Genomic DNA, 22321 nt, shown 5'->3' with positions numbered 1-22321 from the left:
ACAATGGGGTTATTATCCGAGGGCGTGCCAAAAATGAAAAAGCCTTTATCATCGCCGCCACATTACATAGATGACATAGATCGACTACAACCTTACCAAGTCAAGCTGATGCAGCATCAGGAAGAACCTGCCCGCGAGTTGGTACAAAAGATTAACCAAATCATTGCTAATAGCTCTGCTACGGCTTTGATGCTGCAAGATATTGCCCAATTGCTAGGAGTGGCTTTTCAAGTAGATTGCTGCTGCTTGGTTTCAGTGGCGGATGAAACATCCCAGGAAGCAACTACTACTAATTGGTGTGCTGATGAGTATCTAGGATTGCCCCACCCAGAAGAAATGTTTTCGATGGAACAGCTGCTTATGCACTCGCCAGTGCTGCAATGTGCTGCTCAACCATTGACTATTGAAGACATTTCCATAATTCAGAACAGTCTAGTAGTTGGGTGTCAATATTTACCACTACCGATAAAAGCGGTTTTGGCAATTCCCACTCGGTTTGGTGGCAATAATAATGGAGTGATTAATCTGATTAAATTCCAACCTTATGAATGGAGTGAATCAGAAAAACAATTGCTCAAAGAAGTGGAGTCGGCTTGCGCGATCGCTTTTTCTGGAGTAGCACAAGCTCAACAAATTACTCATCAACAGCAGTCCCTGCAAAAGAGCAAGCAGCATCAAAGCTTGATCAAGCAATTAACTATATTGAGTCGTAGCAACTTGGAGCTAAATCAAATGCTCCAATTAGTTATCGCCTCGACTGCTGAATCTCTACAAGCAGATCGAGGTTTGCTTATACAACTGAAATATACAGATAGGACTCAAGCTAAAAAACAAATTCCGAAAGCAAAAGCTACCGTGAGTGGTGAATGGACTAAGGTAATCCAGAGTTCCCGCGTTAGTAAACCAGATACCTTAAATCAGTCGTTCTTAATTTCAGATTGTGGTTTATGCCAGCGTGCCTTCCTAGACTCAGGAAAACCAGTAATCTTTGATGATTATACAGAGCAAAATGATACCTCAACAGCTACTCCATTATTGGCAGTAGAGAAATTTCCGGCGGTGCTGTTAGTGCCATTAGAAAGTCAAGGTATAATTTTAGGATTTTTGGTGCTACAGCAAGCTGTCACTCGCAGTTGGCAAGCAGCAGAATTAAATCTTGTAGAAATGGTTTGTGCTCAAGTAAGTAACGCCATAATGCAGTCAACGACATTGAGCGGAGTCCAAAGTTTGGTAAAAGATCGGACGGCGCAACTCCAGAGTAGTCTGGAACTCCAGGCAAAATTGAATGAAAGAACACGGCAATATGTTGAGCAGTTGCGGAAACTCAACGAACTCAAAGATGAATTTTTGAGTAACATGAGCGATCGCCTACGCTACCCTTTGACAAATATGCTGATGTCAATAAAAAACTTGCGTTTGCCAGGAATAGCACCAGAGCGTCAGACTAAATATCTAGATATTCTTGAGCAGGAATGTTCAAAAGAAATCAACTTGATTAATGACTTGTTGACCCTCCAAAAGCTAGAGTCGCCTCACGAAGCCCCGCAATTAGAATCTATAAATTTAAATACTAGAATTCAGGATATAGCAGCATCTTTTGAGAAAAAACTTGGCGAAAAGGGATTAAATATTTCTGTAGATTTGCCAGAGGAATCGCTCAAATTGCAAACTGAACTGGAGAGCTTTGACCGCATCCTGCAAGAATTACTAACGAATGCCTGTAAATACTCAGAGCCTGATACAATAGTCCATCTTGAAGCTGCTCACCAAGTTGATCGACAAATCGATCAAGTTATCATAAAGGTGACGAATACAGGACGTGCCATCTCTGAAGAAGAAGCGACCTACATCTTTGATAAATTCCGTCGTGGAAAAGGGCGTTGGACTCCAGGGACTGGCTTGGGACTTGCTTTAGTCAAGTCTTTAGTGCAGCATCTGAATGGAGCGATCGCTGTTGAAAGTCTCCCAATTTCGGTTTCTGAACAGAGCGAAATTTGCTTCACTTTGACTCTGCCCCAATTTTCTGACGAAAGCAAACCATAATTCTGAAAGTGACTAAAAAACAGAACACAACAGAGAACCCTAATTTGCAGTCTTCCACTGATGACACCAACCTAGAAGGGGATTTGCCTGCTCAGGTAGAAGTTCAAATTGAGAAAATAGCAGAGCGACAGCGGCAAATCAGTGCTAAAGTCCAAATCCCCCACCCAGTGGAGCAAATCTGGAAGGTTCTAACAAATTATGAAGCCTTACCTGACTTCATCCCCAACCTCGCCAAGAGTTGTCTAATCGAGCATCCCAATGGTGGAATTCGACTGGAGCAAGTAGGCTCCCAACGCTTACTGAATTTCAACTTTTGTGCGCGGGTAGTTCTAGATTTGGAAGAATACTTCCCTAAAGCAATTAATTTCTGCATGGTAGAGGGAGATTTTAAAGGCTTTTCTGGTAGCTGGTGCTTAGAGCCTTATTCTTTCGGTGAGTATCTAGGAACAAATCTGTCCTACACAATTCAAGTTTGGCCTAAACTCACTATGCCAGTGGGAATTATTGAAAATCGCCTGAGCAAAGATTTGCGGTTGAATCTTTTGGCTATTCACCAACGTGTAGAAGAACTAGCCAGCAAAAAACCGTATGCATAACAACAATTAAACCATCATTCAGGTGTATTCCTGAATGATGGTTTTTATTGCTAGATTTCAAACAAAAAAGCTTTTGCTTTTTATTGTTTTTAAGTACCCCCAGGGGAATTCGAATCCCCGTTACCTCCGTGAAAGGGAGGTGTCCTAGGCCTCTAGACGATGGGGGCATTGGACTCAGACCTTTTATAAGTTAACCAATTTCCTTGCCGTTGTCAACAGGTTTTGCCAAAAAAAGTTTCTGGCAGCTAAACTGGGTGGAAGCAAAAGCTTAAAGAGGATATAAAGATATGGAGACAGTTAACAATTCAAAATTCAAACATTTTAGACATTTTCAGACAGGGATTTAAACCCCGATTGAAACTGACTAAAGGCGGAGTGGCTCTGACTCCACGCTACGTGTAGACGTAAGGGTCTTAAACCCCTTGATTTACGATAAAAAAGTCCGTAGATGCTTGTGCGATCAGCCGCAGAGTGCGTCAGCGTTAGGCGCTGGGAATTTTGGGGTATACACATATCTAAAAAACGCTGAAGACAGCAAGGAACAAAGGGTATGATGTTGTACCCTGTAGAGTTAATATCTACGGTTTTTTACAAGAGATTTTGAAATAAATCGCTCAAAATCTACAACATGGAAGCATCTTTTGAAATCACCATACAGATGGCGATCGCTGTCTTTGCAGGCATTAGTGCCCAAGTGCTGGCTGCATACCTTCGTGTACCCAGCATCGTCTTGTTATTGCTGTTGGGCATTTTGTTTGGCTCCGATGGCATAGGGCTATTGCATCCCCATTCGCTAGGCACTGGACTGGAAGTTATAGTCGCCCTGGCAACGGCAATCATTTTGTTTGAAGGCGGACTTAACTTGGATCTGCGTGAGTTAGGTAGAGTTTCAGTCAGCCTACAATTGCTCGTCACTCAAGGAACGCTAATCACCCTGCTTGGTGGGAGTATGGCTGCTCACTGGCTGGGTGAATTTCCCTGGAACATAGCTTTTCTCTATGCTTCCATAGTCGTAGTGACAGGCCCAACCGTCGTTGGCCCATTGCTCAAACAAATCAATGTAGATCGACAAGTGGCAACACTTTTGGAAGGAGAAGGGGTTTTAATTGACCCTGTAGGGGCTATCCTCGCCTTCGTTGTCCTCGATACAATTTTGAATGGTTATGCTGACCCGATCAATGCGATCGTCGGTTTACTTATACGTCTGGGTGTTGGCGCAGCAATTGGTGGTGCTGGCGGTTATCTGATGAGTTTGATTTTCAAACGCGCCAGTTTTCTGTCATTTGAGCTAAAAAACTTAGTGGTGTTGGCGATACTTTGGAGCTTGTTTACCTTATCGCAGATGATCCGCAGTGAATCGGGAGTAATGACAACAGTAGTTGCAGGGGCTGTCTTTGCCAACTCCTCAGTCCCGGAAGAACGTCTGTTACGCAGCTTTAAGGGTCAGCTGACAATTCTCAGTGTCTCGGTGCTATTTATCTTATTAGCTGCTGACCTATCCATTGCCAGTGTGTTTGCTTTGGGTTGGGGTAGTTTATTCACCGTTTTGGTACTAATGTTTGTCGTTCGCCCGATTAATATCCTCTTGTGTACCTGGAACAGTGACCTAAACTGGCGACAGAAACTATTTTTAAGCTGGGTTGCTCCCAGAGGAATTGTTGCTGCCTCTGTAGCTTCTTTTTTTGCGATTTCCCTGACACAACGCGGCATTAACGGTGGTGATTCCATCAAAGCTTTAGTTTTTCTGACAATTATCATGACTGTTGTCTGCCAAGGGCTAACAGCTGGCTGGGTTGCTAAATGGCTGGAAATCACCTCTAAGGATGTAACTGGAGCAGTGATTGTGGGTTGTAATCCTTTGAGCCTTGTGATTGCTCGTTTCTTTCAAGAACGGGGAGAAAATGTGGTGATGATTGATACTGACCCCGAATGTCTTGTGCAAGCCGAGGCGCAAAATCTCCGGGTTATTGCCAGCAGTGCGCTGGATGCTGCTGTTTTGGAAGAGGCAGGACTTGCCTCTATGGGTACTTTTTTGGCGATGACAAGTAATGGTGAGGTGAATTTTGTTTTGGCTCAAAGAGCAGCTGAGGAGTTTAAACCCCCGCGCGTCTTAGCTGTTTTTCCCCGCGATCCACAAGCTAGTATCTCGGCTAGTAATAAAGTTAATCAAGCTTTTATTCCAGACTTAGCAATTAAAACTTGGAATGAATATTTGAATGATGGGCGAGTGAAGTTGGGGACAACTACGCTAGATGAATTTGAGTTTTCGACTCAATACGATCGCATCCAAGAAAAGATTCGGACTGGGGTGTTGATACCGCTATTGGTAGAACGAGCAGAACGCTTACAGGTAATGCCAGCTAACCAAGATTGGGAAATTGGCGATCGCATTATTTATCTGTTACATGACCCCAGACCTAGCCTTTTAAAACGCTTATCTGGTGCCACCCAATCCACTCCCCTTTCTCTAGAGAAGTTACCAGAGGTTGAAGACCTATCCCTTGCCCAATTATCTCAACTTTCTACTAGTGAAGCTCCTGGGGGATGAGGGAGCAGTTCTTGAGCAGGGGGATGAGGGGGATGAGGGGGATGAGGGAGCAGGGGGAGAATAATTACTAACTCCTAACTCCTAACTCAGCTTGATATATTTGCCATTCTTGCCAGAGTAAAGCAGACAAATGTACTATGGCGAGAATTAGCGTCGCTACCGAAATCAGATAACTGTGGATTGTGTAAAGGTGTTCGACGGTAATTGTGTTGATGGCTCCACCACCAGTCAGGATTTCGCGCAGTTGCCCACCAATCAAAGGAATGGCTTCGATGGTTCCTAGCTCAATGCTAAAACGCCAGTATCCTTCCTGAGTCCAATCTAAAATCATCGCTGTCCAATCCAACCCGATCGCACTCAAGGTTAACAAAATCACACTAATCCAAGCAGCCAGCCAACTCTTGCGAAATTGCCGACCTAAAAACATCACCACAATTTGAATTAGAGCGATCCCAATTACCGCATTACCAGCAATATCATGCGCTCTCCAAAACAACCAGCCGTATGGTAGTTGTGTATTAATCATCTTTAATGAGTTATAAGCTCCGCCTGCTGTCGGTTCATAGTAAAAAGAAAGCAAAACTCCGGTAGAGATATAAATTAAACACAGAGTCAAAATCACGACTGATAATATCGTTGCTATTCGTCGCAAAATCCGATCGAACTGGGTGCTTTGCATGGCTCACCCCTCCTGTTCTTAAGTAAGTATTTATTCTTATTACAATTTTAGCTAAGAAATTTTAATAAATTTTACTTTTCTTATATAAAAATAAAGTTTTTTAAATTAAATATTGCACCCAAGCTTTTAAGGGTTCTGGTGAGCCATACCAAATTCCAGGACTTCTGGGAGAATGCTTGACACCTTCAATTACCAGATTTTCTGCCCCTTCCAAATGAGCAGCTTCAATGGGCGTAATGCCATCTCCCCAAGTGTTACCCTTACCACAAGTTAATTGATAACTACTGTAAGCTAACCAACTACCAGGCCGCCTTTTGCCAAAGATAGTTTTGCCAGCTACACAAACGTAACGAACGTTTTTGTAAAAAGCTCCTGGGTAGTTATTGGTGACAAAATCTAGATTGGAGCGTGTCCAGCGTTCTTGGCTAATATGGGGTGTACCTAAGGTGATGAGAGTAGCAACCAAAGGATGCCCTTGCCAGAGAAATGGCTTGACATCACCGCGTGCCAAATAGGGCTTTTCTCCCATGTAGATCCGGGATATCCAACCTCCAGCTGAGTGACCAATTAAGTTAATTTGAGTAGCATTATGTTGCTCTAATGTATGCTTAATCGTACGATCGAGTTGTTGCAGAATCAGGGTTACAGGTCTTCCTCCCAAAGTGGGGAGCCAGTCACGCCTTCGCAGTGGTACTGTAACTGTGGGAAAATCTAACTTTTGTAGGGATTGTTCTAGCTGGCGATAAGCGATCGCGCTTTCTAGATATCCAGGCAAAATAACTGTTGGTAACGGCATTTGAAATTTTGGATGCAATGATTGAGGGTTTGAACTTTTTTGACGAAGAAGTAGTCATATTCAGGAGCTAGAATTGCGATCGTCTGACTCACTCCTTGCAGAAAAACCAATAGCTTTGGTGAGATTTAAGGCTAGAATGTCAATAAAATTGTACAATTTGCAACAGTTTGAGAGGCTGCCGATGTGGTAGTATTTTCAAATAGGGCTTAGTCTCAGATAAGCACGTGTGTCATCTGTTACAGAAGTGTAGTTAACTGAAAAACAGTTGAAAAAACAAGGCAACTTCGGCAGATGTTTTGATGTATTCAAACTTGTGCGTTTACTTAAAATTTATAAAACTCCCAGATATTAATTTTAATTGTGTGCGTCATAACAATAAAAAATCAAAAGTAGTAATTTGAAAATATCTCTTTAGCAAGCTTGAATTTTGAAGATATGATACACCGTCATTAGTTAAAAACTTGAATAAATGGCAATTTTGGCGTTTTGATTGCCAGCAGAGGAAGTTATTATTTCCTTATGAAGAACGCATATCTTGCAAGATATTGCAATGCCGAAAAGAGAAAATCGCTAGTCAACTGCAACTGAGTGAGTGAACGATAACAGCTATGTCTTACGTCTCCCTGCTGAAAAATATACCAGAAATTTTAAGCCAGCCAATTGGGATAGCAGCTATAGCCTCCCTTGGTATTCACGGTGCGATCGCCATGATCGTACCATTGATGCCGATGGAGTCTAACAAGCCCAAAGAAACAGCATCATCCAAAACAGTTGGACTTTTGGAATTGAGCCAAGCCGACCAAAACCGTTTGCCGCAAAGCACACCCCAAATTGGTTTACAACAATTACCTCCAGTCGCCCCACTTGCTGCTCCAAACTTTAGCGTCCAACCGGGATTAACCCCATTAGCGCCATCACCATCCGGTCAGCCGATATTACCTCCGCTACCGGCATCATCGAATAACTATCGAGTCTCTTCCTTGCCTACAAGGCAGTCTTTGCGGATGATTCCTAGTGATAATTTGCGGTTTGACGCGTCTAAATTTGATAGTTCTAAATTTAATACCAGCGCCAGATTCTCTCGACCAGTTCCTCGCGTGAATGTGAGTGAGAACGTCGCCAAATACGAGTCACCTAAGCCGCTAGCTGTAAATAGGTTGCCAGGATTGCAGCCGCAGCCAATACCTGCTGATATTCTGCGGAATGCCCAGCCTCCAATCTTATCTGACAGTACACCCATTGCAACAGCACAGGTAAATACGACTTCGCAGCCAATGACGCAACCAATTCCTAATGCGTCGTCTACAATTGCTCAAAACCCGCTGATAAATTCTCTAAAACAAGCTCCAATGAATGGGGGTACTTTAATTGGAACTAGGAAAAGCACGCTACAAACAGCGGATTTATCGACTAAGGGAACTCAACAGGCAATTGCACAGCTAGACTCTTACGCCAACCTGAGAAAGCAAGTCCAGCAACAATACCCTAACGCTGAACAAAAACCAGTCATCCGCCAAACATTATCCACGGATAAGTCAAATCTTGAAGGTGCTGTTTTGGGTGTATTGGTTGTAGATCCTGATGGTAAGGTCTTAGATATCAAATTTCAAGACAAGTTAATTTCCCCGGAATTGCAATTAAAAGCAAGGCAATACTTCAACAAGCAATCCCCCAAGGGAGATAAACAGATTAGTTCCTATCCATTCAACCTACGTTTCCAAAACAGCACGAGCAATCTTACTGGAATTAATCAAGAGCAAAAGCCCTCGTCATTATCTGCACCGGGAATCAATAACAATCAGATTACTCCCTCACCAGCAGCTACTTTTAAACCATTACCTAATTTACAAATCAGAAATAACCCGCCTACGTCCTCACCAACAGGTACTCTCAAACCATTAACTGCACCAGCAGCTACTCCCAAACCATTATCTGAACTGCAAATTAAAAATAACCAGCCTACGCCTTCATCGGCAGCTACTACTTCTGAACCGTTATTGTTGCCGAAAATCAATCAGGGTCAGCCTACATCTGTTGCTGAATCGGATAAAAAATTAGTAGAACGGTTACGCGAAGTCAAGGAAAGCAGACAAAAGTCTAATCCAGAAAAATAATCACCCGCTGATGATTTTGGTATTCAGGTAGGGGTAATTGATCTAGACGTATTGGCAGCGTCTTATAAAGAAGCGGCTACTCTATGAGTTCTCAACTGGAGTACCCGCAGGTTATTGTCCTTACCTGAAAATCATTCTTTTCGACCATTGTTTGCATAAGTCCTGTTTAAAATAAAATACGCTTGGGCTAAGGGTTATTGGTGTAGTTTCAAGACGCGATAAATCGCGTCTCTACATCAGGGTTTTGGGTTTAAAATATTGTTTTTAGTCGTTGATATCATGTCCGCCAAATCACCCATAATATAAAGAACCCCACCCCCAACCCCTCCCCGCTTTTCGGGAGGGGAGCTAAAGCGCAGCTTTTGCGGGGTGGCGTTCCGGTTATTATGGTTAATTATCCGGACATCACATGACGAATTAGCGATCGCTAATTCGTCATCCATAATATTTAACTTAGAAGTTCGTTAAAAGCTTCCAAGAAGGAAATGCACTGAGGGATTTCCAATAAATAAATTACTCCTATGTTGTGGGGTGAGCGTCTAGCTCGTCAGTAATTAAAGATAGGCAAACGCTCACACCACAAAAACTAGACGGTATAGCTACTTTACCAGCCTTGTTCTGCATTATGAAAAACGTAAGCAGCTACCTCCAGAATCTCCTCAGAACTTAACTTGGCTTTAAAGGCAGGCATAGCATTTTTACCATTTTGCACTTGGTGGATAATCGCCTGTATTGAGTCTTGATTGTAATTTTCTAGGTACTTTGACAATGCTTCCTTTTTCAAGGTTTTCTGGTTGATAAGGATGTTACCGCCACCTATATGGCAAGAAGCGCAGTTAGCCTCGAAAATTTTAGCACCGTTGGATGTTTCGGCAGCTAGTGCTGGACTAATGAATGTAAATTTGAATAGAGCGATCGCCGACAGTAGAATTAATAAAAGTATTCTCAACAGAATTTCCTCGCAACAAGCCTCCAGCAAGAGTATAAACGCGATTAATCCCTGATTAAGTCAAATTTGATCAGAATTGGCGGTAACGAGTTCACTCCTCGATCGCTACAGATTGTTTAGCATCTTAGGGAAGGATAGGACTCGTTACCGCCATTTGCGTATTTTGTGCGTCACTCTAGGAGTGTAGCGTGTGGCGATGAGCTAATTTCACTGAGTAATCATCTCGTGTCAAACGCTGGTGTTTCTAGCTATTCGACAGTGATTGTACCAACCATACCAGCACCACGATGAGGTTCACAGTAGAAGGTGTAGACACCAGCAGGTGCGTCTGCTGCAAAGGTGGTTGTTTCCTTTTGACCGGGACTCATGAGCAACTTCTTATGAGACAGAGATTTCGCTAAATCAGGGCTCTTAGAGGGGTTTTTGGCAGGATCAAACACAACATTATGGGGAGGAACTTTATTGTTCACCCATTCAATTGTGTCACCTGCTTTGATGGTCGAATTTTTCGGATCAAATACTAACAGTCCTTTATCGCTACCCAATTTCACCTTGTAGGTTTCAGCTGAAGCACTGGGAGTAAAAACAGCAAAGCTGCTAACAACTAAAAGGATTGTCAACACAGCTAAACTAAGGCGTCGCCAGCTTGCCGAAATTAATTTCATAGCTCTCTCCTAACAAACAATTTTTTTTCCCTTTCTCATTTTAAATAAAATCAACGCCAAAGTATGACAATCTGTCATAGATATATTTTTTTTTTAAGAATGGAGAGTAATTTATTGCAAAAAGCCGTCCAATCAGCAGTAAATGGGGAATAGGAAATATGGAATGGGGAATGGGGAATGGGGACTAAATTCTTCCCAATGCCCTATTCCCAATGCCCAATGCCCTATTCCCAATGACTCAACTCCGGGATTTAGTAATAGATTTTTCCGCCTCCCCACTTAGTACCAACGATTTTGGGTTGTAAGAGAATATGACCGGCGATCGCTTCCAAGTCATCATCCGTCAGATTTCGCACTGCTGTGAAAATATCTGCGCTTTTGAGACTGGGATGTATTTCGGAAATCTCTTCTTCCCCGTCGTAAGTAGTGGGATTTTTTAGGTAATCTACTAAACCTTCAATGTTGTTACGGTTAGGTGTTGCTAGTGCCAAGTCCTCTGGAGTGAGTCCCACATTTTGGTTTGTCTTGGTAACTCCACCAGCATGACATTGGGCACAAGCGTAATTAAATAAGCGTTTGCCTTCTTTGACTTGTTTAAGGCTGAGTACAACGGTATCACCTTGAGTATTTAATGGCACTGTTCGGGTAGCTTTGTCCAGTTCCACTGCTGTCGCACTACCGACAAGCAACTGAAACGAGAGTAAAACAGTAGCCACAACAACGCCAATTAGTCTTATAAACATGTTTCCCCTTAAAGATTTTGACGCTCAACACAGCTAAGAACGCGATTCTCAATCTCCAAGCTGCTAATTGCTAATGACTCATTGTTTTTTGTCATTAGCTATCAGTTATTAGCGAAAGTTCTGAGATAACCCTTCAGGGGACTTCGTGATCGTCCACCAAGTCGTTAGTACCTTTGGGGCGTATTTCAGATGATATTTGGGAAATAATTGCCTTTGCATCTTCTAACGCCAAACGGGTCTTTTGGTGTTTGTAGGCGATTCCCAGTTGGTTGCACAGAGAAAACACTTTTTCTACAGGAATGCTGTAGTCGGCTGCTATCTCTGCGATCGATAGGTCTGCAAAACCCATAATGCTTGTTTACTGATAGATAGAGATTGAGTCGCTGTAATACCAATATCACGTTAGGAGTGCAATTTGTTGCCTAAAATACTGTTTGGGGAATGGGGCATTGGGAATGGGGCATGGGGTATAGGGCATGGAAAATGAGGGGATGAGGAGGACAAGGGAGACAAGGGGAATAACCAACGCCCAATGCCCAATGCCCAATGCCCAATATTTATTAACCTTTTCCCCCGGTAAAGGTAACGCTTTGAATAAAGTAACGATTAAAAAAGGCATAAATGCCTAAAGCTGGCAGGGTAAAGGCCATAGAAGCCGCCATAATGTAATTCCAATAGCTGATGTATTGACCTTTGAAGGTGTTCAGCCCCAAAGGAAGGGTAAACATTTCTGGGTCAAATAGGATAACTATAGGCAGTAAAAAATTATTCCAACTCCCCATGAACACAAAAACTGCCTGTGCTGCTAGTGCTGGTTTTGCCAAAGGTAAGACAATGTGTCGAAAAATTCCAAAAGTATTTAAGCCATCGAGTTGAGCTGCTTCTTCTAGTTCTTTAGGAAAATTAACGAAAAACTGCCGCATCATGAAGATAAAAGTGGCATTAACCATGCTAGGAACAATCATGCCTTGGTAAGAATTTAGCCAGCCGATCGCTTTCAAAATCAAAAATGTCGGAATCAGGGTGATTTGCGTCGGTACTGCTAGTACTGCCAAAATTAGGAAGAACCAAAAGCGCTTGCCCACAAAGCGCAGTCTTGCCAGGGCATAACCAGCCATTGAATTTAACAACAAGTTTAAAAGCGTAACGCTGACGGCGATCGCTACACTGTTGAATAACCAGCGCCAAAATAACGGTTCTTGGAGAAAGATTTGCTTGTAGTTGTCAAGAGTAAAATTTTTGGGGAGAAAGTTGGGTTCATCACTGACAATCTCTGTTAGAGGCTTAAATGATGCTGAAAGTGCCCAGAGAAAGGGAATTAGGGTAATGATGGCATAAAGTGTCAGTAAGACGTACAACAGGGCTTTGAGCCAGGATAAGCCAGAGGTGTTAGTCAAATTCGTTCGCCTCCGAAAAGTCGCCGCTGAATCAAAGTGATGGCAATGATCACTGCTGTTAACAAAAATGCGATCGCAGCTGCATATCCCATTTGTAAATTCCGAAACACAGCTTGATAAATTAGCAGCACCACAGTTAAGGTAGCGTTGTTTGGCCCGCCAGTACCGCCAGAGAAGATGTAAGACTGGTCAAAAAGTTGAAAAGTGCCAATTACCCCCACTGTTGCCACAAAGAAGGTTACAGGCTTAAGCAAGGGAAGAGTAATGTGGATAAATTGCTGCCATCCATTTGCGCCATCAAGTTCCGCGGCCTCATAAAGTGTTTGGGGTATATCTTGCAACGCCGCCAGATAAATCACCATGAAAAACGGTGCGGTTGACCAAATGTTCATGATCATAATGCCTTTGAGCGCAACTGCTGGATCACCCAACCAGTTATAAGTAGGTAGCCCCACAAAATCGAGAAAATCGTTTAGTAGCCCATCAGTGTTATAAATCCACATAAAGATGAGCGTCAGCACTGCTGAAGAAGTGACTGTCGGCAAAAAATAGAGAATGCGCCACCAGTTTTTACCGCGAATCCCAGAATTCAGAGTTACTGCCAGAATTAAAGCCAGGATAGTTTGAGTTGGCACAACAATAACTACATATTCGGCTGTGTTTCTCAAAGCAATCCAAACTCTTTCATCTTCAGCTAATCGCGTGAAATTCCGAAAACCAATGAACTCGTACTCAATACCGCCAAGAAGTTGGACTTTTTGCAAGGAAAGAAAAACGGCGTAGAGAATAGGTAAGACTACAAAAGTTCCCAAAACTAGAATGGTGGGCATCATGAACATATACCCAGCCAAGTCTTCGGTGATGTTCCATCTGGAGTTTCTGCGCCGCCTGTTGATTTCAAACACTACTGAACCTCCGTTTAATCTCGCACTAACCCGGCTGTAGCGATGGGTTGTGCATGATTATTTATCGTACTCCTGTCACAAAAGCATTCAATCCTCATTTTGTAAGGAAAAGATGATTCTGCTTTGGGAAAAGGTAAGAAAATTGTTGAAAAATTTGCTTAACTTAGCTCTTGTTCTCTTTTTGGGCTATGCACCGGAGTGGAATTTTTATCTTTAGAGGAGGTTTATGTATATCATCTGATAAAAAATGCCAATTTTATCAAATGATTATTCATTGTAACTGCTTCTTAGGTATTGTAAACTCCCTGTGAAAATAGGTACTTTTTAAAAATGGAGATTTTAAATGATGCTTCATTCACTCAGAATGTGGATTGTTCCACTAGTTTTGACCTCAGTTAGTCTTTGCTCAAATGTAAGCAGAGCAACAGCAAAGACCATTTATCCATTTATTGGCAATTATCGGACAACAGTCAATATTACGCCTATTTCAGGCAACGTTTCGCAGGTATTTGAGGTTGGTTTGAGTGATGATGCCCCCTATGATTTAGGATTATACAAAGGTTTGACATACTCCGTAATTGATAACAAGGGAAATCTCACTTTTAACAATAATCCAGAAGTATTTGGTGTCCAAGGTTTCCCGTTAGGCTACATCGTATTTGGCGACGGTGATAACAAGTTATTTGGAACTAGTGATGCCAGTGCTTCAGTTAATTTTGATAATCTGACAGCGAAAGGTTCTGGCATCGTGAATATCACTGGCGGTAAGGGCATATTCAAAAATGGTATAAGCACACTATTGTTCTCCGAAGAGGACATTGTTAATTTAGGATCAACTACTACCTTGAATGGTCTGGCTCTAGTCAGCGGCTCTATCGAAGTTCCCCAAGAAGTTCCAGAACCAACAACTATCATGGGGGCAGTAGTAGCGTTTGGTGGATTAGCTGTTGGTTCGTTTGCAAAGCGAAAGAGAACTGCTAGAAAACAACATTAGTAGCAAACATTAAAGTATTCATAAACGCTTTAATTCTTATTATGGATGCTTTAATGTTTACAATATCGGAACTTCGTGCTCAGAACTCGGAACTTCGAGAATTCGAGAATAAATAAAGACTTAGGTTCAAGGAATATGAGACTCAACTTACAATCTCACCTTTACAGGGCTGTTTCGACACGATTCAAAAATTCGCTCAAGACTTGCAAGAATCGTTCCGTCTCTTCGAGATGAGGCATATGTGAACTGTTTTCAAACATTACCCACTCACAGCCAGAAATACCCTGGTGAACTGTTTCAACACAAGTAGGCGTAACCTCATCGTAACGACCTGATAGCAGCAGTGTAGGTACGATAATTTCACCGAGGCGGTCTTCAATATTCCAGTCGATGATTTTGCCTGTACCCCGAAACTCTGTACCAACTTTACTGTAGGCTCTAGTTAAGCTGCTGGGCCAAGGGTCTAGTCGGCAAAGAAAAGAATGATTGAATACTTCCATTGCCTGTTTGTATTCGGGGTCTTGAGTAGTACCATCGGCTTCGTGTTTACGAATGACCTCTTGTACTTCGATTGGTAGCTCATTCATCAGGCTATAAGCTTCAGTGACAAATTGTCGAATGCTAGAAGGCGTGTTAGCTAGAACGAGACTGACTAACCCAGTCGGTTGAGAAAGAGCATGTTCCAAGGCTAAACAACCGCCCCATGATTGCCCAAAAAGATGAATTTGGTCTAAATTTAAGGCACTGCGGACGGCGAAGAGTTCTTCTTTGAACAAATCAATGGAATATAAGTTGGGGTCTGTGGGGCGATCGCTATTTCCACACCCTAATTGATCGTAAAAAATCACCCTGCGTCCGGTTGTGGCGATGCCTGCGGCGGGCAAAGCCAACGCTTCTAATGGTTCTAAGTAGTCGTGGGGTACTCCTGGGCCTCCGTGAAGACACAGCAGCGGTAGCTTTTTAGAATCTTCTTGGTCTGGTTTGACGATGCGATACCACACCTGATGACCACGGAATGAGATAAAACCTTCAACGGCAGAAGTTGTAGTCATGGAGTGTGTGTTTTACTGCTGAAACAAATATACTCAATTACGCGATCGCTTCCCACTCTCCATTTAAACTGAGTTTAGTAATAGGCGATCGCAACTAAATTAATTTATGAAAATTTGCCAAATATTTTTTTCGATACGCGTAGCGCAAGAAAAAATACATCCTTGCCTCATCTATCTTCGGTTGAGATAATTTCTTGCGCTGGAACTCCACTTTCTCTCGCTTGAGTGCACCGTAAAGAGTCTAGTAGTTGCTGCTTCACCTCTGGCTTTACCTGTTTGCCTTCGTCGGGGTCAATCAGTAGGGATTGAATAGTTTTAGCAACAGTTTTCTGAATGAGTAGCTTGAGTTCTTCTATAGTCAAATCTTTGACTTGCATAGGTCGATAAATAATAACTGTTTACCTGATTGTGGCATTTAGCGGTCTTTTGGTGGAGAAGATAAAAGCGCCGCTAGGCAGGATGGTATTTTTATTCATCAGTCTCAGGTACTACTTCTTCTGCTGTCGCTTCATTCTCAGAAATTTCAATGGCTTGTAGAACCTGTTTAACTATTTTTGGGTGCAATATTTTTCCTGAATGAAAAGGAATCACTACTCTCACTTCTTCTCGAAAATAAATCCTGTGACTTCCTTTACTTCTAATTTGAATAAAGCCTGCATCTAATAAAAGTTTTTCAGCTTCTGTTGCAATGAGGCGTGGCAGTTTAGGCAACTTTTACCTCCAAGGTTATTGTGAATGTCTCCTTGTTCTGAAGCACCTGTTTTTCTGAATTTGACAAGGTTTCTATATAAAGCTCAACTGCTTCTTTAATATTTGCCTGTACTTCTTCTAGGGAATCACCTTGAGATTGACAACCAGGAAGTTCAGGACAATAAGCATAATATCCATATTCATCTTTTTCGATAACAATGCTAACTTTATACGACATATCAAAGTTACCTTTACTCGTTCAATAACTATTATCACCTCTCATCCCTCTCTCGTTAGGAAGCGTCATGAAGTACTTTGAGGATTTAACTACATCAACTACTGAGGAATGGACACAATTGTGAAGATAGTCCTTGACACTTGTGCCTTAATCTGGTGAAGTTTAGATCCAGCCAAACTTTCTGAACAAGCCAAAGAAGCGTGCAACTACATGGAAAGGGCTAAAAATGGTCTTGTCCCGTCCATAGCTATATGGGAAATTGCGATAAAAATTAAAAATAAAAAACTAGATTTACGAGTCAATCTTAACGAGTATGTAGTAACACTGAAAAAGTCTAGTACCGTTCAGATTCTACCCATTGATCAAAATATTTGAATAGAAAGTGTCAATTTATAATGGGGTCATCGAGATCCAGTAGATCGAGTTGTCGTCGCACTAGCCAGAAGTAATCAAGCTGCAATAATTACATCTGATCAGGAGATCGGAAATTTCTACTCAGAAGTGATTTGGTAGAGGTAAGAAAGATTACTTACTCCATCGTCTTAATTTGCTGATTAGCTTCATTCTCTGCCTTCAGCATCGCTTGCTTTAATGGTTGTTGCCTTAACAAGGCGCTGACAAACTGGTTATCAAAGTTATTTACGATCGCAGCTGGATACTGACCTACTTGCCACGGTGTAGCATAATCAACACCCGCTACTAATGGCGATCGCAATGGTTCTTGGTCATAGCCCAAATTCTTTGCCACTGATTTACGTGTTGGCAAAGCAAACCCTGTCCCTGTCCACTTCTGCATCCCGACTTTACCCGTGAGATAAGAAATCAACTCCCAAGCTTCGGCTTTGTGTTGTGCCTGCTTGTTCATCACGTAGGCAACGGTCAATAGCATTGTACCTTTTTTATTATTAATTGTAGGCACTTGTGCGGTAGCAAACTCTAGTTGGGGAAAGGTTTCGGTTAGATAGGGAATTGCCCAGTTACCTTCAATCACCATTGCCACCTTGCCTTGACCAAACATTTCACTACCTGAGTTTGTGCCAACATCAGATTTTTGAGCAGAGGAGCGGTCTTTTTGATACTGATCTATCACTAACTCTAAACCCTGTAAACTTGCCTCACTGGCAAAGGTAGCATAACTATTTTGATCAACGAGTTGCCCACCAAAGGCTTTAATTTTATAAACCTGACGTGCTAAGTCGGGGTTTTCTCCAAAGCCGTATTTATTAAGTTTGGCTGTCAATTGCTTAGAGTAAGTGCGTAGTTCATCCCAAGTAGCTGGCGGATTACTCAAGCCTGCGGCGGCAAAGGCTTTTTTGTTATAAAACAGGGCAAGGGTGGAATAGTCTTTAGGAAGACCATAAATATGGTTCTGGTATTTGAAGCTGTCAAGTAGGCTATCCTCGAAGTCCGCTAGGTCAAATTCGGGGGTAATGTAAGCTTCTAGCGGTTCGAGGACATTTTGACTCATCAAAAAAGGAGCTTCCACCGACTCCAGATAAAAGACATCAGGCGCTGCTTCTCCAACCAAACGAGTTTTGATTACATCCATGTATTGGTCAGAAATCGCCTCATATTTGACCTTAATATTTGGATGCTGTGCCTCAAAGTCTAGCAGTACCTGTTTCAAAAGTTTTTGCTCAACAAGATTGCCCCCCCAACCACTGAGTTTAATGGTGACTGGGGTAGATGCTGAGAGTTTGCTTGGTAATTCTAGGGTGTGACAACCAATAATGGCGATCGCGATCGCCATCACCAATGCCAAAAAATTAAATAATCCTTTATTAATCACAAACAAATAATACGTCTCTTTCCTCGCTCATACCTTGTGTTATTAAGGAGTGATATCTTAATTATTTGAAATTTTGGTTAAAAATTGCAAGCTAAAATAACGAAAAATTATCAGCGATGCTAACTAAAGCATACTGAAATCCTTTGCAAGCTGATTTATCCGAGGATACTTCACCCATAATCTATGTTTACGGATTCTGTTCAGATTGAAACAACTGCACCACTGATCCTGGAATTTACCCAGATTGCCTCACCACCAACAGCAATCTCTTCAAACTCTCGAATTTCCAAGGATACTATTCGCACTAGTTTAAAAGCTTCCACTGCGGATTCTGTCTTAGCATCGGTTTACTCTCTTGGAACTGGCGGGATTTTACTCAGCAATTTATTGGTGGAATTGGGTGCTAGTCCAGTGGTATTTGGAATGCTGTCCTCTATTCCCATGTTGGTCAATCTCATTCAGCCGTTGGGTGCTTACTTGTCTGAACGCAGCACCAGCCGCTTTCAATATTCGCTTCGGACACACGGAATTGGTCGGCTGCTATGGCTGGTTTTAGTAATTGGTATTGCCAGCACCAGTTGGGGAGTGATTGATGCTCACCAGTTAGTCATATTGACACTCTTGATTGTTCTATTCAGTAGTCTTTTGGGAGGACTAGGAACTGCATCGTGGCTAAGTTGGGTAGCAATGATAGTTCCCCGGCGATTACGAGGCAGGTATTTTGGGACACGCAATAGTGCTGCTAGTCTAACTAATTTGGTTTGCGTACCAATGGCTGGTCTAGTTGTATCACATTGGTATGGGGGAACTTTACAAGGCTATGGAGTAGTTCTACTGATAAGTGTTGTGTTTGGGATTATGGGATTGGGTTGCCAGTATTTCCAGGTGGACATGAATCCGCAATCGCAAAACACTTATTATGGCAAGTCACCACAAACCAGTGAGATTCAATCAGAGGTTACAAAAGATGAATCTTCTGAGGTACTTCAATCAATTCATTTGCCACAAGACCAGTCAGCTAACAGCATCTGGAAAAACTCTAACTTTTTGATATTTCTGCTGTATTTCAGCTTTTGGACGCTTGCTGTTAACCTTAGCAGTCCTTTTTTTAACTTCTATATGCTCAACACGCTGAATTTAGATGTCAGCTATGTGACTATCTACAACAGCCTTCAGGCGGGGGCAACTTTGCTAATGCTTATCCTGTGGGGAAAATTAGCAGACAAGATAGGTAATCGTCCCATCCTCATCTGTATTGGGATTTTGGTTGCAGCTACACCATTGCTGTGGCTGGGGATTAGTGTTAATCGCCTTGACATCTGGCTGTGGTTGCCACTACTACACATCTTGACTGGAGGTACTTGGGCGGCAATTGACTTGTGCAGCAACAATATACAATTGGACATTGCACCAATTAAAAATCAGTCTATCTATTTTGCGATCGCAGCTGCCGTTGCTGGAGCGAGTGGTGCTTTGGGCACAACTATAGGCAGCTTTCTCGTCCAATTTGCTCAGTCTGGAGGCTTACTAGGCTTGTTTGCCCTCTCAGGTCTATTCCGACTAGTAGCCCTTGTTCCACTCATGTTTCTTCAAGAGCCAGGGAAAGGATGAGGGGGATGAGGGGGAATCAAATAGTAGTTGACTACCTCATCTCCCCCTACTCCCCCTGCTTTATTCTGCGGCGGTAGAAGTCAAGGACATTGTTTCCCACAACACCATGTGAGGTGTTGTTAGTACAGGCTGGTGTAGAGCAATCAGCTGGGCTAGGGTATTCTTTAATTGGGTACGGGGTACGATATCATCAACAAAACCATGCTGGAGCAAATCTTCAGCAGTCTGGAAATTTTCGGGTAGTTTTTCCCGCAAGGTTTGCTCAATCACTCGCCGACCGGCAAAACCAATCGTTGCCTTGGGTTCTGCCAAAATGATATCGCCCAACATTGCAAAACTAGCGGTAACACCGCCCGTTGTCGGATTGGTCAAAACAGGAATATATAATAGTCGGGCATCTTTATGGCGCTGTAAGGCTGCGGAGATTTTTGCCATCTGCATCAAAGAGAGCATACCTTCTTGCATCCTCGCCCCGCCGGAGGTACAGACGATAACTACAGGATAGCGTCGTTGAGTGGCTTGCTCAATCATCCGGGTGAGTCTTTCTCCCACGACCGAACCCATACTACCACCCATGAAGCGGAAGTCCATAACCCCAAGGGCAATGGGTAAACCATTGATTTGACCCAAACCAGTTCTAACCGCGTCTATTAAGCCAATTTTATCTTGTGTTTCCCGCAAGCGATCGCTGTAGAGTTTGCGATCGCGAAATTCCAGGGGGTCGGTTGGACGCAAATGCTCATCCAGCGGTTTCCAGGTATTGTTATCTATCAATTGACGAATGCGCTCATCGCTGTCTACCCGATTGTGATGACCACATTCGACACAAACCATCTGATTGGCTTTCAGGTCTTTTGTATATGCTAACACACCACACTTAGAACATTTATGCCACAAACCATCAGCAATTTCACGTTCTTGGCGTTCGAGGCTGGTAGATCCTGACTTCCGTCGATTTGCAAACCAATCAAATAGAGACTTTAAACCACGTGATTCTTCGTTGTTAGCCATTTTTTATTTTATTTTAAGTGGGTATGAGGTCAAAAACATGTCAAACCGTATTGGGTTGTCCTTAGTCATTAGTCATTTTTATTTATTAAGACTAATGGCTACATCGTCAAACTAAGCTTTTAAGCAATTCAGACCTTAATTTTCATCTTTGGTTGCCAGCTTAACGAAAATACTTATACCAATACAAGTCTCTTGCTCTTTTTTTCAGCAGACTTAATTATATGGATGTAGTGACAAAGCCATGAGAATACCAACCTCCAAATAAGATCCTCTCCCCCTCCCACCCAAATCAATTATTCGTATTGCTAGGTTCTGAACAATCAGCATCTGTTGTACTAGTTGCGCTTGCCAACGGTTAATCGTCGTTAAGAGGGTAATACAAGTCACAAGCTGAATATTATCAAAATGTGAAAGGTAGATGGGGTAATGTTGGTTACAGTCACGAATCATAAATATTTCTTATGAAAAGGCATTGGGCATTGGGCATTGAGAAGAGACAAGGTAGAGGGGGGAGATAAGGGAAAGACTTGTTCAATAATTCCCCCTTGTCCCCCTGCTCCCCTGCTCCCCTGCTCCCTCTTCCCCACTCCAATTCAAGAGGCTGAAAAAAATAACCGCAGGTAGCTAGACAAAATGGCTTCGCCGCTAAACAAGGTAATCACAGCTCCTAAAGCCAGAAAAGGGCCAAAAGGTATCTTTTGTCCCAATTTTTGTCGCGATCGCTGCATAATCAAAACACCGATACCAATTAATGCTCCCAACGCACAGGCAATAAAACTAGCCAATAGCAAATATTTCCAGCCTAACCAGGCTCCCATCATGGCTGCTAACTTGGCGTCACCTGCACCCATTGCAGTTTTACCAAAGGCAATTGAACTCAATAGGGCGATCGCATCAAACAGCCATAAGCCCAATACAGCACCAACTATCGCCATCATAAGCTGATTTACCAATGCCACAAAACTACCCTCTGGTAGAAAACCAACCACCATTTGAAACAAAATCCCCACCACTAATCCCGACTGAGTAAGTGGATTGGGTAGGGTCATTGTATCTAAGTCGATGAGTGATAGCGCTAATAACCAACTGCAAAAAGCCCAATAGCCTATTGTTAAAGTCGAAACTTGAAAGACCAAAAAAATTAGTAAAAAAATTATGCCCGTTACCCCTTCTACCACGGGATAACGGACAGAAATTTTGCTTTTGCAATATCGACACCGCCCTCTTAAGGAAATCCAGCCGAACACTGGTACATTGTCATAAGCTTTTAGCTGGTTTAAGCATTTAGGACAACGAGAAGGCGGCCAAAGAATTGACAACCCAGCAGGTAGGCGATAAACAATAACATTGAGAAAACTACCAATAGATGCACCCAAAGCAAAGACCATTACACTCGCCGGGATGGCGAACAAAATGTCCATACAGTCATTTGTCCTTTGTCATTTGTCCTGTGTCATTTGTCGTTTATCTTTTGTCCTTTGTCATTAGTCATTTGTCCTTT

General features: G+C 42.5%; 22 protein-coding genes, 1 tRNA gene and 1 pseudogene. 6 read left to right on the top strand and 18 right to left on the bottom strand.

Annotation, left to right across the window (positions count from 1 at the left end; all coding sequences use genetic code 11):
- Positions 1 to 33: 33 nt before the first annotated feature.
- A pseudogene (locus HWQ58_RS36460) lies at positions 34 to 2059 on the top strand (GAF domain-containing protein).
- A complete protein-coding gene (locus tag HWQ58_RS36455) occupies positions 2052 to 2639 on the top strand; it encodes an SRPBCC family protein (protein ID WP_292873466.1) in 588 nt (195 codons plus the stop codon). Before HWQ58_RS36460 ends, HWQ58_RS36455 begins: the two are co-directional and overlap by 8 nt.
- Positions 2640 to 2733: 94 nt before the next feature.
- On the opposite strand, the gene HWQ58_RS36450 is transcribed toward HWQ58_RS36455, so the two are convergent.
- Positions 2734 to 2806, bottom strand: a tRNA-Glu gene (locus HWQ58_RS36450).
- A gap of 461 nt (positions 2807 to 3267) precedes the next feature.
- Between HWQ58_RS36450 and HWQ58_RS36445 the strand changes: the two genes are divergently transcribed.
- Complete coding sequence (locus HWQ58_RS36445) at positions 3268 to 5187, top strand: cation:proton antiporter (protein ID WP_292873464.1); 1920 nt, start codon at positions 3268 to 3270, stop codon at positions 5185 to 5187.
- A 67-nt stretch (positions 5188 to 5254) separates the two neighbouring features.
- Here the strand turns inward: HWQ58_RS36445 and HWQ58_RS36440 are convergent, their stop codons facing one another.
- Both HWQ58_RS36440 and HWQ58_RS36435 read right to left on the bottom strand, forming a co-directional pair.
- Positions 5255 to 5866, bottom strand: coding sequence for a cytochrome b N-terminal domain-containing protein (locus HWQ58_RS36440; RefSeq protein WP_292873463.1), 612 nt, complete (start codon positions 5864 to 5866; stop codon positions 5255 to 5257).
- Between the two features lie 100 nt (positions 5867 to 5966).
- Positions 5967 to 6662 carry a triacylglycerol lipase gene (locus HWQ58_RS36435; protein ID WP_292873462.1) on the bottom strand — a complete coding sequence of 232 codons (696 nt, stop codon included), beginning with the start codon at positions 6660 to 6662 and terminating at the stop codon, positions 5967 to 5969.
- A 608-nt stretch (positions 6663 to 7270) separates the two neighbouring features.
- Between HWQ58_RS36435 and HWQ58_RS36430 the strand changes: the two genes are divergently transcribed.
- On the top strand, positions 7271 to 8776 hold the full coding sequence (locus tag HWQ58_RS36430; RefSeq protein ID WP_292873461.1) for a hypothetical protein: 1506 nt from the start codon (positions 7271 to 7273) through the stop codon (positions 8774 to 8776).
- Between the two features lie 236 nt (positions 8777 to 9012).
- Here HWQ58_RS36430 and HWQ58_RS36425 read toward each other — a convergent pair whose 3' ends face one another.
- The 7 genes from HWQ58_RS36425 to HWQ58_RS36395 all read right to left on the bottom strand — a co-directional run bounded on the left by HWQ58_RS36425 (position 9013) and on the right by HWQ58_RS36395 (position 13435).
- Positions 9013 to 9219 (bottom strand): hypothetical protein, encoded by a 207-nt coding sequence (locus HWQ58_RS36425; RefSeq protein ID WP_292873460.1) that lies wholly within the window; start codon positions 9217 to 9219, stop codon positions 9013 to 9015.
- Between the two features lie 161 nt (positions 9220 to 9380).
- A complete protein-coding gene (gene petJ / locus HWQ58_RS36420) occupies positions 9381 to 9725 on the bottom strand; it encodes a cytochrome c6 PetJ (RefSeq protein ID WP_292873459.1) in 345 nt (114 codons plus the stop codon).
- Between the two features lie 248 nt (positions 9726 to 9973).
- A complete protein-coding gene (petE, locus tag HWQ58_RS36415) occupies positions 9974 to 10390 on the bottom strand; it encodes a plastocyanin (RefSeq protein ID WP_292873458.1) in 417 nt (138 codons plus the stop codon).
- A gap of 251 nt (positions 10391 to 10641) precedes the next feature.
- Positions 10642 to 11133, bottom strand: a complete 492-nt coding sequence (psbV, locus tag HWQ58_RS36410) for a photosystem II cytochrome c-550 (RefSeq protein ID WP_292873457.1) — start codon at positions 11131 to 11133, stop codon at positions 10642 to 10644.
- Positions 11134 to 11266: 133 nt separating this feature from the next.
- Complete coding sequence (locus tag HWQ58_RS36405; RefSeq protein WP_292873456.1) at positions 11267 to 11482, bottom strand: hypothetical protein; 216 nt, start codon at positions 11480 to 11482, stop codon at positions 11267 to 11269.
- Between the two features lie 211 nt (positions 11483 to 11693).
- The gene (locus HWQ58_RS36400) at positions 11694 to 12530 is read right to left on the bottom strand and encodes a carbohydrate ABC transporter permease (protein WP_292873455.1); all 837 of its coding nucleotides are present in this window, start codon (positions 12528 to 12530) and stop codon (positions 11694 to 11696) included.
- On the bottom strand, positions 12527 to 13435 hold the full coding sequence (locus tag HWQ58_RS36395; RefSeq protein WP_292873454.1) for a sugar ABC transporter permease: 909 nt from the start codon (positions 13433 to 13435) through the stop codon (positions 12527 to 12529). The genes HWQ58_RS36400 and HWQ58_RS36395 overlap by 4 nt, the downstream gene beginning before the upstream one ends.
- 343 nt (positions 13436 to 13778) lie before the next feature.
- Between HWQ58_RS36395 and HWQ58_RS36390 the strand changes: the two genes are divergently transcribed.
- A complete protein-coding gene (locus HWQ58_RS36390; RefSeq protein WP_292873453.1) occupies positions 13779 to 14429 on the top strand; it encodes a hypothetical protein in 651 nt (216 codons plus the stop codon).
- Positions 14430 to 14590: 161 nt separating this feature from the next.
- On the opposite strand, the gene HWQ58_RS36385 is transcribed toward HWQ58_RS36390, so the two are convergent.
- The 5 genes from HWQ58_RS36385 to HWQ58_RS36365 form a co-directional block, all read right to left on the bottom strand.
- Positions 14591 to 15481 (bottom strand): proline iminopeptidase-family hydrolase, encoded by an 891-nt coding sequence (locus HWQ58_RS36385; protein WP_292873452.1) that lies wholly within the window; start codon positions 15479 to 15481, stop codon positions 14591 to 14593.
- A 167-nt stretch (positions 15482 to 15648) separates the two neighbouring features.
- A complete protein-coding gene (locus tag HWQ58_RS36380; RefSeq protein ID WP_292873451.1) occupies positions 15649 to 15858 on the bottom strand; it encodes a hypothetical protein in 210 nt (69 codons plus the stop codon).
- Positions 15859 to 15949: 91 nt separating this feature from the next.
- The gene (locus HWQ58_RS36375) at positions 15950 to 16192 is read right to left on the bottom strand and encodes a type II toxin-antitoxin system HicA family toxin (protein ID WP_292873450.1); all 243 of its coding nucleotides are present in this window, start codon (positions 16190 to 16192) and stop codon (positions 15950 to 15952) included.
- Positions 16185 to 16409, bottom strand: a complete 225-nt coding sequence (locus HWQ58_RS36370) for a type II toxin-antitoxin system HicB family antitoxin (protein ID WP_292873449.1) — start codon at positions 16407 to 16409, stop codon at positions 16185 to 16187. Before HWQ58_RS36370 ends, HWQ58_RS36375 begins: the two co-directional genes overlap by 8 nt.
- A gap of 529 nt (positions 16410 to 16938) precedes the next feature.
- Entirely contained in the window at positions 16939 to 18159 is a 1221-nt protein-coding gene (locus HWQ58_RS36365; protein ID WP_292873626.1) for an ABC transporter substrate-binding protein, read from the bottom strand.
- Positions 18160 to 18381: 222 nt separating this feature from the next.
- Here HWQ58_RS36365 and HWQ58_RS36360 point away from each other — a divergent pair, with 222 nt between their 5' ends.
- Positions 18382 to 19809, top strand: a complete 1428-nt coding sequence (locus tag HWQ58_RS36360; RefSeq protein WP_292873447.1) for an MFS transporter — start codon at positions 18382 to 18384, stop codon at positions 19807 to 19809.
- A gap of 60 nt (positions 19810 to 19869) precedes the next feature.
- Here HWQ58_RS36360 and accD read toward each other — a convergent pair whose 3' ends face one another.
- The 3 genes from accD to HWQ58_RS36345 all read right to left on the bottom strand — a co-directional run bounded on the left by accD (position 19870) and on the right by HWQ58_RS36345 (position 22241).
- The gene (gene accD / locus HWQ58_RS36355) at positions 19870 to 20820 is read right to left on the bottom strand and encodes an acetyl-CoA carboxylase, carboxyltransferase subunit beta (RefSeq protein WP_292873445.1); all 951 of its coding nucleotides are present in this window, start codon (positions 20818 to 20820) and stop codon (positions 19870 to 19872) included.
- Between the two features lie 213 nt (positions 20821 to 21033).
- Complete coding sequence (locus HWQ58_RS36350; RefSeq protein WP_292873443.1) at positions 21034 to 21270, bottom strand: hypothetical protein; 237 nt, start codon at positions 21268 to 21270, stop codon at positions 21034 to 21036.
- A gap of 143 nt (positions 21271 to 21413) precedes the next feature.
- Positions 21414 to 22241: an A24 family peptidase gene (locus HWQ58_RS36345; protein ID WP_292873441.1), complete on the bottom strand. Its 828-nt coding sequence runs from the start codon at positions 22239 to 22241 to the stop codon at positions 21414 to 21416.
- Between the last annotated feature and the right edge of the window lie 80 nt (positions 22242 to 22321).

Source organism: Nostoc sp. LPT (assembly GCF_017115165.1).
Taxonomy (GTDB): Bacteria; Cyanobacteriota; Cyanobacteriia; order Cyanobacteriales; family Nostocaceae; genus Nostoc.
Note: the sequence above shows the minus strand (reverse complement) of the source record. Positions and strands in the feature narration are given on the sequence as shown.